This is a genomic window from Aliiglaciecola sp. 3_MG-2023, from assembly GCF_030548205.1.
Lineage (GTDB): Bacteria > Pseudomonadota > Gammaproteobacteria > Enterobacterales > Alteromonadaceae > Aliiglaciecola.
Genome location: NZ_JAUORV010000015.1, coordinates 1 through 13,746 on the forward strand (window position 1 = coordinate 1; position 13,746 = coordinate 13,746).

13 protein-coding genes are annotated in these 13,746 nt (G+C 41.6%); 4 read left to right on the plus strand and 9 right to left on the minus strand.

Annotated elements, in window-relative coordinates:
- Positions 1–197 precede the first annotated feature (197 nt).
- Both Q4574_RS16025 and Q4574_RS16030 read right to left on the minus strand, forming a co-directional pair.
- Positions 198–830, minus strand: coding sequence for an NAD(P)-binding oxidoreductase (locus Q4574_RS16025; RefSeq protein ID WP_303475304.1), 633 nt, complete (start codon positions 828–830; stop codon positions 198–200).
- Positions 831–1,049: 219 nt separating this feature from the next.
- Positions 1,050–1,478: an organic hydroperoxide resistance protein gene (locus tag Q4574_RS16030; RefSeq protein WP_303475306.1), complete on the minus strand. Its 429-nt coding sequence runs from the start codon at positions 1,476–1,478 to the stop codon at positions 1,050–1,052.
- A gap of 137 nt (positions 1,479–1,615) precedes the next feature.
- Between Q4574_RS16030 and Q4574_RS16035 the strand changes: the two genes are divergently transcribed.
- A complete protein-coding gene (locus Q4574_RS16035) occupies positions 1,616–2,068 on the plus strand; it encodes a MarR family winged helix-turn-helix transcriptional regulator (protein ID WP_303475307.1) in 453 nt (150 codons plus the stop codon).
- A 190-nt stretch (positions 2,069–2,258) separates the two neighbouring features.
- Here Q4574_RS16035 and Q4574_RS16040 read toward each other — a convergent pair whose 3' ends face one another.
- The 6 genes from Q4574_RS16040 to Q4574_RS16065 form a co-directional block, all read right to left on the minus strand.
- Positions 2,259–3,422: a porin gene (locus Q4574_RS16040; RefSeq protein WP_303475309.1), complete on the minus strand. Its 1,164-nt coding sequence runs from the start codon at positions 3,420–3,422 to the stop codon at positions 2,259–2,261.
- Between the two features lie 166 nt (positions 3,423–3,588).
- Positions 3,589–4,647, minus strand: a complete 1,059-nt coding sequence (locus Q4574_RS16045) for a cyclase family protein (RefSeq protein WP_303475311.1) — start codon at positions 4,645–4,647, stop codon at positions 3,589–3,591.
- A 116-nt stretch (positions 4,648–4,763) separates the two neighbouring features.
- Complete coding sequence (locus tag Q4574_RS16050; protein WP_303475313.1) at positions 4,764–6,140, minus strand: sigma-54-dependent Fis family transcriptional regulator; 1,377 nt, start codon at positions 6,138–6,140, stop codon at positions 4,764–4,766.
- Positions 6,137–7,519 carry a hypothetical protein gene (locus Q4574_RS16055; RefSeq protein ID WP_303475315.1) on the minus strand — a complete coding sequence of 461 codons (1,383 nt, stop codon included), beginning with the start codon at positions 7,517–7,519 and terminating at the stop codon, positions 6,137–6,139. Before Q4574_RS16055 ends, Q4574_RS16050 begins: the two co-directional genes overlap by 4 nt.
- A 32-nt stretch (positions 7,520–7,551) precedes the next feature.
- Complete coding sequence (locus Q4574_RS16060; RefSeq protein ID WP_303475316.1) at positions 7,552–8,703, minus strand: iron-containing alcohol dehydrogenase; 1,152 nt, start codon at positions 8,701–8,703, stop codon at positions 7,552–7,554.
- Between the two features lie 304 nt (positions 8,704–9,007).
- Positions 9,008–9,961, minus strand: coding sequence for a nitronate monooxygenase family protein (locus tag Q4574_RS16065; RefSeq protein ID WP_303475317.1), 954 nt, complete (start codon positions 9,959–9,961; stop codon positions 9,008–9,010).
- 404 nt (positions 9,962–10,365) lie between these two features.
- On the opposite strand from Q4574_RS16065, the gene Q4574_RS16070 reads away from it, so the two are divergent.
- Positions 10,366–11,352 (plus strand): PEP-CTERM sorting domain-containing protein, encoded by a 987-nt coding sequence (locus Q4574_RS16070; RefSeq protein ID WP_303475318.1) that lies wholly within the window; start codon positions 10,366–10,368, stop codon positions 11,350–11,352.
- A gap of 211 nt (positions 11,353–11,563) precedes the next feature.
- Here Q4574_RS16070 and Q4574_RS16075 read toward each other — a convergent pair whose 3' ends face one another.
- Positions 11,564–11,950: a VOC family protein gene (locus tag Q4574_RS16075; protein ID WP_303475320.1), complete on the minus strand. Its 387-nt coding sequence runs from the start codon at positions 11,948–11,950 to the stop codon at positions 11,564–11,566.
- A gap of 142 nt (positions 11,951–12,092) precedes the next feature.
- Here Q4574_RS16075 and Q4574_RS16080 point away from each other — a divergent pair, with 142 nt between their 5' ends.
- The gene (locus Q4574_RS16080) at positions 12,093–12,824 is read left to right on the plus strand and encodes a YafY family protein (RefSeq protein WP_303475321.1); all 732 of its coding nucleotides are present in this window, start codon (positions 12,093–12,095) and stop codon (positions 12,822–12,824) included.
- Positions 12,825–13,142: 318 nt separating this feature from the next.
- A complete protein-coding gene (locus Q4574_RS16085) occupies positions 13,143–13,700 on the plus strand; it encodes a DUF5655 domain-containing protein (RefSeq protein ID WP_303475323.1) in 558 nt (185 codons plus the stop codon).
- Positions 13,701–13,746 lie beyond the last annotated feature (46 nt).

The window sequence follows — 13,746 nt, forward strand, 5'->3', positions numbered from 1 at the left end:
TGTTCGGGGTTTTGTCGTTTTAGGGCTGAAATCGAACCAGTGCCACGCGTCGTGTCCCGCTGCTGCGCGTGCGTATCCATCCCGGGTCGAGGCACCATTATTCTAGAAGCCCTGAACAGAAATGTTCGGGGTTTTGTCGTTTTAGGGCTGAAATCGAACCAGTGCCACGCGTTGTGTTCTGCGCAGGATAAAAAACTTTAAAGAATCTCTTCAATGGATTTTTCACCATTAAACAGTTCTATTATGGTGCTTTTATTAGGTGGGTTGGAAACACAATATTGTAACGCTTTTGCCACATCTGTTCTGGTAATTTTTGCCTCATCTTTGTTGCTTGGACGTTGTGATGAAAATTGGCCTGTAGGCTCATCGTTTGTCAAAGTCCCAGGGCGAATAATCGAATACTGTAAACCGCTGTGCATTAGATGTTCATCTGCCATGTGTTTTGCTACCAAATACGGCTGCATTTCACCTGATATCTGTGAAGGGTCGTCTGCACCAATGGAGCTAACCATAATAAAATGCGAGAGTCCGGTATTTTTGGCGTAGTCTGCAGCGCGGCAAGCTGCCCATAAATCGATTAACAACGTTTTATCCGCGCCTGTGTGCCCGCCTGAGCCCGCTACAAATACAACTTGATTGCAGTTTTCGAATGCCTGTTCAAAGTTTTTTGTGAGATCGCCTTCAAATATGGTCAAATTATCACTGTTCACATCTGACAATTTTTCTTTATCGCGAACCAGAGCGACCACTTTTTGTCCCGCATCTAACATTTGTGGTGTGAGTTGTTTACCGATTTGCCCACTTGCGCCAATAATTAATGTTCTATTCATTTTTGCTTACCTCATTTCAGTAGTTGCGTGTTTAAAGACTAGGAAGCAATTACCGATCCTACCCCTGAAAAGGCAGTGAGGCCCAGTGATAGCCTAAGTTTGTTAGCCATCGCATAACCTATTTTTTAGGTTATTCATGTAAGTTTTTTACAACCGATAAGTAAATTTTTCTGGTTGTGAGGTTGTACGGTCGAATCACTGGCCTTTGTTTTGATGTTGCTAAATAACCGTTAGTTCTACTTCAATATTACCGCGCGTTGCATTTGAGTAAGGGCAGACTTGGTGTGCTTTATTTACTAGTTCTAAGGCTGCTGCTTTATCCATATCACCCAGTAATACAGCTAGTTTTACGGCAATTCCAAAACCACCGTCGATTGCGCCAATGGATACTTCGGAATTAATGGAAGTATCACTAGGTAAAGAGATTTTTGCACTTCCTGCGACTACTTTAAGTGCGCCTATAAAACATGCGGCATAACCGGCAGCAAATAATTGCTCTGGGTTAGTACCTTGGCCGTCATCACCTCCTAATCCTTTAGGTGTTGATAGGTTAACTTCTAAACGGCCATCGTCAGATTTAGCTGTACCTTCACGGCCTCCGGTGGCTGTTGCTTTTGCTGTGTAGGCTACGCTTTTTAATACTTTCATAGTGAACTCCAAAGTTTTCAATTAATCATTATTTAGTTTGTATGCAAAATAATAGGTTAAATGTTTTTCAATTGCAAATATTTTGCATGCAAATTATAATTAATTTGAAGTTTGGCTTTATAAGGTTGGGAGCGATTATGTCGTTTGAGCAATTAAAATTAGAAAATCAGTTGTGCCATCGGCTATATATGGCGTCCAACAGCATTGCTCGGGCCTACCGCGAGCCTTTAGCTGCCCTTAATTTAACCTATCCTCAGTATGTTGTGATGATGGCGCTGTGGGAGGAAGATGCAATAACCATAGCTGAGCTGGTGGACAAAACTGCGATTGATGGTGGAGCCATGACTCAAATTCTCAAGAAAATGGCCGAAAAATCATTGCTTGAGGTTATAAAAGACAAACACGACAAACGTAAACGCCTAGTGCAACTTACGCAAAATGGACAACAACTAAAAGTTGCCGCCGCTCATATTCCAAAAAGTATTTTATGCAAATTTGAGAGTGTCGATACCACACAAGCCAGCCAGCTTATGCAGTTACTAGACTTAATTGTGGGGGATTTAAATAGCCAATATGACGACCAGACATAACAGTTTGCACTAAAGAGGTTAATTTTTATCGAATAGACATCCTAACCACCCAAAATAAACAGAACGAGAGCAAATAACTTATCAGTCATCATTGAAAGAATTAAAAGTTGCAATAAAGAAAGGGTGCAAGTCCAACTTTAAGGGGTCACTTCAACTAACTCACAGCCCTTTTTAAAACCCTGTATTTGCACTAAAAGCTCAATGCAGCACCTACACTAATGGCTTGGTTTTTAATCTCGCCACCTTGATGATTCTCTGCGTTAATGTCTGAATATTCTGCAGAAATCGTCACCATACTCCACAGTGTATGATAGATCCCAAGGGTAAACTTACTTTGTCGTTTTACCTGGATAGCCGTGTCTTGGGGAGCTAAATCGATATTGGATACGCCGTAATTGACACCTACTTTGGTATTATCAAACCTATAGGTTGCTTGAATAAAGTATCCGTCGCTATCTCTTGGATTTGCTGCACTGTCTGATCCGTCAATCAATAGCCCGTAGTAACCTAAACCATCAGCTGAAAATCCAGAGGCTAATAAACTCGTGTCGCCGATGTTGTAAACCAATGTCAGGTCTATTCCGGTTGCATTGTAATCGTTTAATGCTGTGTCGACACTTTGAGTTAGGAATGTGGTAGATACAAATCCACGGTCAAAGTCATAGCGCAGTTTGCCATGTATCCCTGGGGTCTTTGAGCCACTGTCTCCTACAAACCCGTTACCACCAAAACTTACAGGGTCCAGAGGTTGGAAAACGCCTATTGCTCCACTTAAACCGTTTTTTGTATAAGAATAGGTTAGTTGTGAAAGGCGATCAGTAAAAATATAGCCATAACCTGCACCACCTAAACTGGTGTTTAGTGGGGTAGTGACAAGGGCGGGGGCACCTACACCGCTTAAAGAGATATCTTGTAAAACAATATCTATTCCAAATACACCGTAATCACGACCGGCTTTAAAGGTTCCTATTTGCTCATTTCCAACAGTGAAAAAGGCGCGATAAGCTTTATTATCACCGCCACCATTGAAAGCGCTGTTATCAGTGCTGCCCGGTTCGTAGGCAAAAACAGCTTTAATATCTACCCCATTTTTTTGGGTTGCCGCACTAAATTGAAAACTCGCAGGGCTATAACCGTTAGAAACAGAAGTCGCGTCATCACCAGTACATAACAATGCATTACCTGCTACATTGTCAGGGTTATCGTCGCAGCTTACGTATACAAGATGGGTGTTGATATAGCCATTAAAGCCAAAAGTATATCCATTACTTTCAATTTCTACAGCGTTGACTGCGACGCTTGAAAATATGCTTAATGTAAGTGCGATAAGTTTTACTTTATTTATATTATTCATTTGCTTACCTTGGTTTATTAAGTGTTTCTAGAGCGTTTGAGTTAAGGCGTTTGTCTACTAAATAGTAAAATTTAGGCGCAACAAACCCTAAACAGGCAAAGTGCCTATTTCAAAAGCGATAAAAAGGAGAAGCGGGGCAGGTTTGCCCCGTAGTATTATTTGTTGGCTATTTTATAACCATGGGGTTAACCGGAGAGCCAGTACCACCTTTCATTTTTAACGGTGCTACTGAGAAGAAGAAGCTGTATTGACCATCTTCAGCAGAATCTGCAGCTAAATCATCTAGCCAATACAATTCTGTTAAAACAACACCTAAGTTTCTAATTAGCGCACCGTGTAATGGAATAACCATGTCATTGCCATTGACCTTTTGTGCGGCGAGTTCAACGGCCAAGTTATCGGCTGCAATAACGGGAATTTCCATATCAGCAATCCATTGCACTAGCTCAGGGCTGTAACATAGACCTGGCTCATCAAGAGCTGTCCAGTTTTGTTTGTCATCTTCGTCATAGAATCTACCCATTGAACCCGTTCTAATCATTAAAATATCGCGTTTTTCAATGGTCAGTTTTTGTTTTTTAGCAGTATTTTTAATGTCAGCTAAAGTGACACAAGTGCCTGGTGCTAAACGATGATTTTTATCACCACTAAAACGACCTACATCAATAAGTACGCCACGACCAGCCACACCTACATCACCTAAATGAGCAATGTCCACATAGTCGTGGCCGTGTACAGTCGTATCGGATGATTTGCCGTTATATACCTTATCAGAATACCAAGCATGGCCCAGAGCATCCATGTGGGTAGTACCTTGTAAGTACATGAAAACCGCATCATCAGAATATTTCATGCCGCCAACTAGCGGTTCAGATTTATTCGATGAATAAATACCCTCATCCTGTGCCATGAAGTGCATCACTGGCACACGACCGGGAAAGACTGGCCCAACGCCATGGATCATGGGTAGTTGTAAGGTAAAGCGCTCACCAGATTGAATGGCTTTTACTCCACGTTTTACTTGTGTTTCGTCCAAATAATTTAAGGCTCCTATCTGATCGTCTTTCCCCCACTTTCCCCAGTTTTTAGGCGCATCGGCTAATAATTTATCGATGTACGTTTCCTCAGCCGCAAATGAAGTTAAAGACGCGCAGGTAAAGGAAATGCCTACGACAAGGGCAGAAAGGGTTTTTGTCAGTGATGTTTTTCTTGCTATATGTGTCATGTTTCACCTTCTTCTTGTTTTGCCTTAATTGGCGATATAGTTTCTTTGTGCTAGGGCACAGAGACTAACTGTCTGCTAATGACGCTCATCTGAAGTCAGCGCAGACTTATGTAAGTTCATTGCTCCTGTTTTTGGACGGCATTGAGACTTTGCCGTTTCTTAACTAGTGTAGATTGATTAATTCCTAAAGATGCTGCGGCTGCTCTTGTGGAGCCGTACAGACGAAGGGCGTTGTCGATTAATTCCCGTTCTAAATTGGAAACTTGCTCTTTGAGGCTAGCAGAACTGAAAGGGTCACTTTGTACGGCCAAAGGTTTGATGGATTCAGGTAAATCCTTAGGTAGAATTTCAGTATGATCAGTAATTAGCACTAGACGCTCGGCCAAATTCATTAGTTCGCGGATATTGCCCGGCCATTTGTAATGTAAAAGAACCTCGGAAGTTTCCGGGTGCAGAGTTTTTTCGGTGTTGTATCGCTTTGCGTAGTGTTCTAGATAGTGTTCCAGTAACGATAGTATTTCGTCTTGACGGTTACGCAATGGGGGTAACTCTAAGGGCATAACCTGCAATCGATAATATAAATCTTCTCTAAATTTACCATCGGCAATCGCGGCTTTAAGGTCATGATGGGTTGCGGTGATCAATCTTATGTTGGTGGTTTTAAAGCGTGTACCGCCTAAGGGGAGGAATCTATTTTCCTCGATCACTTTTAAAAGCTTCGCTTGCAAAGATAAAGGTAAGTCACCAATTTCGTCGAGAAAAAGAGTGCCACCGTTGGCAATATCGAGTAATCCTTCTTTACCTTTTACTGATGCACCTGTAAATGCCCCAGAGGTGTAACCAAATAGCTCCGCTTCTATCAAGCCCTCCGGCATTGCTGCACAGTTTAAGGAAATAAAGGGAGCTTCAGCACGCAGACTATTATCGTGAATAAATTGGGCCAACAAGGTTTTCCCCGTACCTGTTTCCCCCTGAATCAAAATTTTAACGTCGGTGGGCGCGACTTTTTCTGCCAGTTTGTAACATTGCCGCGTATTAGTGCCGGTTAATACGCCAGCTTTGTCGGTGAGTACATCGACATCGATACCGTAGTTTTTTCTTACGGTGAGGATTTGTTCCAATTGCTCTTCAGCATGTTTTGCTCGCAGCAATGCAGTGACGTCGCGAACCGAACTCATCACAAACTCAAGTTCGCCGTTTGCGTCGAACATTGGGTTGCCACTGACTACTATTTTTCGATCACCTTTAATGGTTTGGACCCGAGTGATTGGTTGCTTTTCACGGATCACCTCCAGTGAAATCGACTTAGAGATATACCCCTCTGCAACTAAGTCTTTCATGTGTTTTCCTAGCACACGATGACGCTGTAAACCGGTTATTTTTTCGTATGCTTTATTTACGGTTATAGTAATACCTTCAGCATCGGTGATATAAACCCCGTCGGGTAAAGCATCTAAAACCGGCTGCAAAAGTTTGGCGTTCAGTGATTTCATTTGTCACCATCGGATTGATTAGTTGGGTTGAAGTTGTGCTCAGGATCACCTTTGAAAAAGTTCTTACCGTATATTAGAAGAACTAATAAAATACCGACGCCAAAGGCCCAAGTCGCTCCCTTAATGACTAAAATCGCAGCAATAATGCCTGCAATGCCTAAATCTCGTTGGCTCTTAGCTTCCATAATGCCAATTCTAAAACTCACAAATCCTTGAATTAGCAGTGTTAGGGCAAGGGCAACTCCTAGGATGGGTTGTACTAAGCTGACTACAGGCAGTAACAGCAAACCTGTATTCGTGCCCCATCGGAAAGATCCTGAGCCGCCAAAAATAGATTGCATCGCTTCACGCCCTTGTTTATAGCGCTCTACAATCACCACATGCATTGCTGCCCATAGCGGACCACACATCACAACATCTGGCCCAAAAATACTCATTAGTACATTTCTTCCACCAAAAATTAGATGTGAGCGGTTAGGGTCATAGTCAATTTTTTCATCAGGGCGTTTCTCATCTGCTTCATCTAAAATGGCTTTTGATTGCAGTACATCCCCAAACAGCACTATGTAGGCCGCCAATGCAGTAGGCAGAGCCGTCAAGAACATAGATGCATCTGGTAAACCTACTCCAAAAATTGTGTACTGGTTAAACATCAAAACGAAGTCAGGGCTGGTAATACCCCACTCAATATCTGGCCAATTCGCCTCAGAAACCAAAGGGGCAAGTACGACTGCCAATATAATAATGGGAAAAATACCCAGTTTTCCGAGGTTCGCCCAGAAGGCGTTGCGTTGTTTTAGTTGGGCAAAATGGGTGCTAAAGATCAGATAAAATGCTAAGCCAACAGCAATGGTTATGGTGATTGGGAATTGCTCGAAACGCCCCCCTTCTTTAAACACCACCACTATCGCCGCTAGGCCCGCGCCAATGATTACACCCGATTTAATCGCCGAAGGAATAAGCGTTACCACTTTGGAGGCAAGTTTGGTTTGTCCAAGAACAATGGCTAATAAGCCGAGCATGATTTGGAAAGCAATTAATGCATGAACCCTGTCAGGACCCGGGTCAAAGGTTTGTACATATGCCATTAGTAACGGCACCGCTGGAGTGATCCAGCCGGGGATCACAGGGTCCCCTAAAATATGGTGAAGTAAATACAAAAAGCCATTAATCATAACGATTGCGATAGCTGCTTCGAAGGGCATCCCGAGTAGTTCCACCATCAGAGGAATTGCAGCGAGGTCAACGGCACACATCAATAAGCCCTGTAAATAGTCGGGCCACTCGAATCGGTAATGTAAAAAAGGTAGACGTATTTTAAACGGCCCTAAAGGAAAAAAAGTTGTTTCAGTTCCGTATTGGTGGTTTTTCCAAGTCATGGGTTTAAAGTTCCAAATTCTTATTGGTAAGGTTAATAGGCCGCGTAATATATGCTTTCAATATCAGACAGGGACAATTTTCTAGGGTTATTTTTCAGCAAACGTTCTACTTTAATCGCTTCTTGAGCTAATTCTGGAATATCTTCTTTGTTAATACCCAATGAATGCAATCCTTTAGGAATACCAACCTGAGCGCATAAATTATGAAGTTGCTGTATTACTTTATTGGCGACGAAATCGGCATTGTTTTCGGGGGAGACTGGAGTAGATAAAGCGTTGGCCATATCAACAAAGCGGGCTAAACACGCGCTTTTATTCCACTGCATTACGTAGGGGAGCATTAAGGCATTACTTACACCATGGGAAATATGATAGCGGCCACCTAATGGGTATGCTAAAGCATGGACTGCTCCAACGCCTGCGTTTCCGAACGCTAAACCAGCCATCAAACTTGCAGTGGCCATATTCTCCCGGGCATCCAGATCTTGTGGTGCCTCGTAGGCGGTAGGTAAGTGTCTCATAATCATGTTCATGGCTTTAATAGCAAGGGCATCTGTAATTGGGCTGGCGAACTTTGATAAGTATGCTTCAATTGCATGCACCAAAGCATCGACACCACTTGCTGCAGTTACATGAGGTGGGCAGCTTAAGGTCATTTCCGGTGCGACTATGGCAACATCTGGTAATAAATAATTGCTTACCACACCTTTTTTAGTTTGTTCTCTGGGTACAGCCAAAATTGCAATATTGGTGACTTCTGAGCCTGTGCCCGCGGTGGTAGGTATGGCGATGTGGGGAACGCCCCTATTAATCACCTTATTCTCGCCAAACATAGCATTTAAGGATTGTGAGTTACCCGCTAACATTGCAACACACTTAGCAATATCAATTGCACTGCCACCACCAACACTGATAATTGAATCATGAGGTTTGCAGTTATATACCTCAAAACAATGTTCTACTACTTCATTGTCGGGTTCGGCGTTTACATCATCAAAAATTGAAAAAGGCATAGTTTCAAGTTGAGCGGTGATAAGTTCTAAAGTTCCTGATTTTCTAACACCTTTGTCAGTCACTATTAGTGGGTAATTAATGTTTAAACTCTTAATATGCTCAATTAGCTCTGAGGAACAGCCGTGACCGGTTATTAGTGTATGAGCGCTTTTAAAGGATGATATTTGCATATTGTTCAAGTCCTCATTCCCATTACATCATCTTAAATGATGATGCCGTTACTATTGAATAACACGAAGTAGCAAGACAAGTGCCAATACATGAAAAGTCATGTAAACCCAATGTTAACGGGACTTTTCCATTTGGTTACTGTTTTATTAATATACAATTACATAATAATTCGATTCCTTTTGGAATCAAATTGATTTCTTTTGGAATCGAAGTCGTGTTTTGTGTTGTAGAATCCTTAGGGTTAGAGTCGTTAAAATTAAAAACACTCTAACCCCAATTAAACTACTACTATTGTGTTTAGGATTAGAGGCGCTTAGATATAGCGGCTAAACGTCCAGTAACTTCGCCAAACTCGGCTAAGGTTTCGTCAAAGATTTGTTTGATTGACTTAGATTCTTTAATGCGCCCTGCAACTTGTCCTGTTAAGGCAATTCCGGCCTCTAGATCGCCACCAAAGTAAACGGCTTTTGTGTCTTTAAATTCGTTAAATATGCTGGCTGAGCCTTCTTTTAAAATACGGGTTGAGCGTTCGGTGCGAAGCGCCCGCAACGCCGGGCCAGGCCCCGAGCGATTTAAAAACAGTGTATCGGTGGAGTCCGCGGCAATAATGGCATCTTTCCAATTTTGATGAACAGGGCTTTCCGTTGCACTTAAGATACGAGTACCCATAAGCACGCCTTCTGCACCTAATGCTATTGCAGCTGCCATACTGCGTCCGTCCATAATACCGCCAGCTGCGACTATAGGTACGTTTACCGCTTCACACACCTGAGGTATTAACACCATGCTAGATACGTCGTCGGCGTTTTTGAAACCGCCACCTTCTCCTCCTTCGACTATGAGTCCATCGACACCGGCTTCAACTGCTTTTAACGCACCTTTAAAGTTGGGTACAACATGGAAAACCGTTAACCCAGCCTCTTTTAGTTGACTGGTATACTTGGTTGGATCACCGGCTGACGTTGTAACGAATTTGACCCCTTGGGCAATAATGAAATCGAGTATTTTAGGATCACGAACAAAAGCTTGCGCAATGTTCACGCCGAAGGGCTTGTCTGTTAAATCGCGCATTTTTATAATTTCTTCGCGAATAATATCAAGTTCACCTGAACTGGTTTCAATAATGCCCATGCCCCCAGCGTTTGAAACCGCTGATGATAACTGTGAGCGTGCTATCCAACCCATGGCTGCTTGAATTATAGGTTTTTCAATTCCGAGCATATCTGTGATGCGTGTTTTGAGCACAATATTTGACATATTTTTCCTTTGAAGTGAATCATGAATAAAGTCAGTATTAACATTGTTATAGATTTGTAACTCAAAATGGTACTTTTTTTCATGAATAGAGTGCCTAGCAATTGGCTTATTGTGTTAAGCCGGTTTACAAGCAGGGCCTGCAATCACTATTGTTTGTCAAATTCTAATAAGGTGGACGGAAAAGGGTTGGAAGTAAAATGGCTGTCATGTTTTTTTACAAACTCGTTTTTCAGGAGGGTAATTATTTTATTCTGTGCTTATATAACCTTCTGAATTTTATTGTAAAGATAAAGTTGGCTTAAACTGTGCACGCTTTTTTCTAGATGCAAAATTGAAGTGAGCATCGGAAGCTTCAGTAGGATTGAAGCATTACTGATAAAAATTGATAATAAGGAAATCGAACAATGTTTAAAACAAAAAAATTGGCATTAGCAGGCATTACGTTGAGTGCTATGCTAGGTGCTCCGAGCGTAATGGCTGCACCGATTTTCATGCAAGGTGATTTTCTCTATACCCAAGTTTCGGACGACGGCACTCTAGGGGATGAAAACGCTATTCCAGGATTAATCCACGATGCTACAGGAACTGGTACTTTCGATACTGCAAGAGGTGATTACCTTCGCCCAGGTTCGCCGTTTGAGGGTTTTGGTATTTCGTCTGACCAATTCAGTACTGTTGGCAATAGAAACTCTTCAAGTGATCAAGTAAGTCAAGTGAGTCTTACCGATCTAGGTGGTGGCGCATTCGATAACCACGTACGCTGGGAAGGTACTGCAGACAACGGTTTTTTCGATATCGTTCATGACTTCTTCTTTGATGATGACGATGAGAACTTAAATATAACTACTACTATTACCGCTGCAAGCGACTTGACCAATCTTGCTTTTTCTCGAGCAATTGATCCTGATCCAGATAACTACAGCGGAGGTTCAGCATCTACCAACAATGAACGTGGGTTAGATCTGAATAATGATGGTGATTATGATGATGCTGGCGAGTTAGCACAAACTGATTTTATTAGTGCTTCTGGCGTTTTAAGCGGCCTTACTATAGGTATGTTTACCGAAAGTGATTATGAACACAACTCAGGAATAGTTACATTTTGCTGTAGTGTTATCACTCCAAGTTCGTACGTTTTTGGTGGTTCCTACGCTCCTGTTGCCGGTTTTGATTCTGTCGGTGACCATGGTATCGGTCTAGGGTTTATGATTGGGGATTTGAACGCGGGTGAGTCAGCAACACTTAGTTACTCATATGTATTCGGTGATACTGTCGGTACTGTAGATATTCCAGGAGACGACGACCCTACTGATGTTCCAGCTCCTGCAACTATATTGTTGTTTGGAATTGGTTTGATGGGTATGAGTATGCGTAAGCGCTTGGCTAAGTAAATAATAGTTGAGGACAAGTTTGATTTAAAAGTGTTGTTTTAAATTAAGCTACACCTTCAATCACTATTTTTAATCGCTTCGATGCGTTAAGTACTGAAGAAAAGTAGTATTAATCTAACAGCCCTGAACAGAAATGTTCAGGGCTTTTTTTGGTGTAAAAAATCAAGCCTAAATAAATCGTTATTTTAATAAAAACTTGATTTTGATAACGCTATTCGACGATACAAAACGCATTAAGTTTATTGCCGTCTAAATCTCGAAAGTAGCCCGCATAAAATCCTTTGTTAGCGTCTTCTGGGCGAAACCCAGGTTTACCCTCACAGGTTGCACCTAATTCCAAAGCAGCATTATAAAAGGCGTTAACTTGCTTCGGGCTTTCCATTGCCAGCGCCACCATAACACCATTACCCACTGTTGCAGACTCGCCATCAAAGGGGACTGTAACTCCCAGGGATGATTCAGTATCCGCTCTCTTCCATGCAATAAAATAGCCGGGCTGTTCCATGAAACGGCTTCCTCCGATTGTCTCAAATAAACTATCATAAAATTTACCTGACTTTGCTAAATCATTTGTACCTAAGGTAACGTATCCAAGCATTTTCTTCTCCTGTTTGTGTTTTTGAATGCAAAGTCATAATAGTCTTTGACTACTGACAGCTAATGTCAGTAGTGTTTAATTAAACTGCAAATATAAGTTCACAGATCCTGTGAAAAAAGATGGAAGTTAAAAGGCAACTGATATGCGTAAAGCTGAGAGGCTAAATGAAATAGTCCATTATTTAAGAAGAATGCACCAAGCAGTTACGGCGCAAACGTTAGCTTTGGTATTTGAAGTGAGCCAAAGAACCATCTATCGCGATATTCAAGACCTTATCGATACTGGCGTACCAATTTTAGGCGAGGCTGGAGTCGGTTACTTAATAGACAAGAAGTATCACCTTCCGCCTGTTATGTTTGACGCTGATGAATTGGAGGCCATTGCATTGGGTATAGGTATGGTAGGCAATTGGACCGATAAACACTTTGCCAAAAAAGCACAGAGTGCCTACCGCAAAATACAAGCGACTTTACCAGATACCTTAATAAACGAGCTTCATCAAATAAGTACTTTTTCTGCGCCGAGCCACTACAAAATTCCATGGGAAGTGAGTTTTTCCGAAGTGCGAGAATGTATCAGACGTAAGCAATTAGTAAAGTTCACCTATCTAGACTTAAATGAACAGCTAACGGTGAGAATTATACGGCCATTAGCTTTGATTTCATTTAGCCCGGTATGGCTATTGGCTGGTTGGTGTGAACTACGCAAAGATTTTAGAAATTTTCGACTCGATCGTATTGCTAAGTTTGAAAAGCTCGAGCGTCGCTTTACGCATGAAAAAGACAAAAGTTTAACCACCTATTTGAAACGTGTAAATGAACAGGAGGAAACGCGTTTCAAAGGGAATGATTGCAAAGAACTTGATAGTAATTAAACGCTAGTAACTCCCACAGAAAGCACCTTAGACTCATTTGCTACTATTTTTTATGGCCTTTTATTAGCAAATCAACTTTGGAATGTAACAAATGTAAAATCGCTATTCTTATTTCCAAGTTGAAGTTTGGTTTTAGTTCAAAATCCTGGGTAGCTAGGCTACTCATTGGCTATACTGGTTTTTATGATCAATAAGCCAGAGAAGAATGCGGCAAGGTAAACTGTTCTGCTGGATATAAATGGTATTCCGTTTAGACGAGTACGACAAAAATATAAGAACCTTTAGTTTAACCTAATATAAAAATACTAAGGCAAAATTATGGCAACTCCAGAAGAAATGGCGCAAACCATGCGAAACAATGTGGAATCTAAAACCGGAAGAACCATGAGTGCCTGGTTTGAGGTTATTTCTAAGGGCCAACTAGAAAAGCATGGGCAAATTGTTAAGATGCTTAAAAGTGAATTTGCGGTTACCCATGGTTTTGCCAATTTAATTGCCAATGACTTTTTAAATCGCAATACTCAACCAGCAGATGATACAGCACTAATCGACAATCAATATAGTGGTGCTAAGCAAGAACTGAAAGAAATTTACGATAGCATAATTCAAGGTTTGCATCCTTTAGATGAAATGCAAATAGCACCGAAAAAATCTTATGTTAGCCTGAGACGCAAAAAACAATTTGCATTGATTCAACCCTCCACTAAAACGCGTATTGATGTGGGGATTAACCTTAAAAATGTAGAACCTCAAGGGCGATTGGAAGCTTCAGGTAGTTTTAATTCGATGGTTTCTCATCGGATTAAAATCAGCCATGTCGATGAGGTTGATCAAGCGCTTTTCGATTGGTTAAAAATGGCCTATGAGCAAAGTTAAACTATGCGCTTGTTAATTTAGTTAGCGGTTTGTCATTCTGATAATA

Coding starts and splice junctions, on each gene's coding strand:
- Q4574_RS16025 (WP_303475304.1), bottom strand. CDS start 830: ATGAATAGAACATTAATTATTGGCGCAAGTGGGCAAATCGGTAAACAA.
- Q4574_RS16030 (WP_303475306.1), bottom strand. CDS start 1,478: ATGAAAGTATTAAAAAGCGTAGCCTACACAGCAAAAGCAACAGCCACC.
- Q4574_RS16035 (WP_303475307.1), top strand. CDS start 1,616: ATGTCGTTTGAGCAATTAAAATTAGAAAATCAGTTGTGCCATCGGCTA.
- Q4574_RS16040 (WP_303475309.1), bottom strand. CDS start 3,422: ATGAATAATATAAATAAAGTAAAACTTATCGCACTTACATTAAGCATA.
- Q4574_RS16045 (WP_303475311.1), bottom strand. CDS start 4,647: ATGACACATATAGCAAGAAAAACATCACTGACAAAAACCCTTTCTGCC.
- Q4574_RS16050 (WP_303475313.1), bottom strand. CDS start 6,140: ATGAAATCACTGAACGCCAAACTTTTGCAGCCGGTTTTAGATGCTTTA.
- Q4574_RS16055 (WP_303475315.1), bottom strand. CDS start 7,519: ATGACTTGGAAAAACCACCAATACGGAACTGAAACAACTTTTTTTCCT.
- Q4574_RS16060 (WP_303475316.1), bottom strand. CDS start 8,703: ATGCAAATATCATCCTTTAAAAGCGCTCATACACTAATAACCGGTCAC.
- Q4574_RS16065 (WP_303475317.1), bottom strand. CDS start 9,961: ATGTCAAATATTGTGCTCAAAACACGCATCACAGATATGCTCGGAATT.
- Q4574_RS16070 (WP_303475318.1), top strand. CDS start 10,366: ATGTTTAAAACAAAAAAATTGGCATTAGCAGGCATTACGTTGAGTGCT.
- Q4574_RS16075 (WP_303475320.1), bottom strand. CDS start 11,950: ATGCTTGGATACGTTACCTTAGGTACAAATGATTTAGCAAAGTCAGGT.
- Q4574_RS16080 (WP_303475321.1), top strand. CDS start 12,093: ATGCGTAAAGCTGAGAGGCTAAATGAAATAGTCCATTATTTAAGAAGA.
- Q4574_RS16085 (WP_303475323.1), top strand. CDS start 13,143: ATGGCAACTCCAGAAGAAATGGCGCAAACCATGCGAAACAATGTGGAA.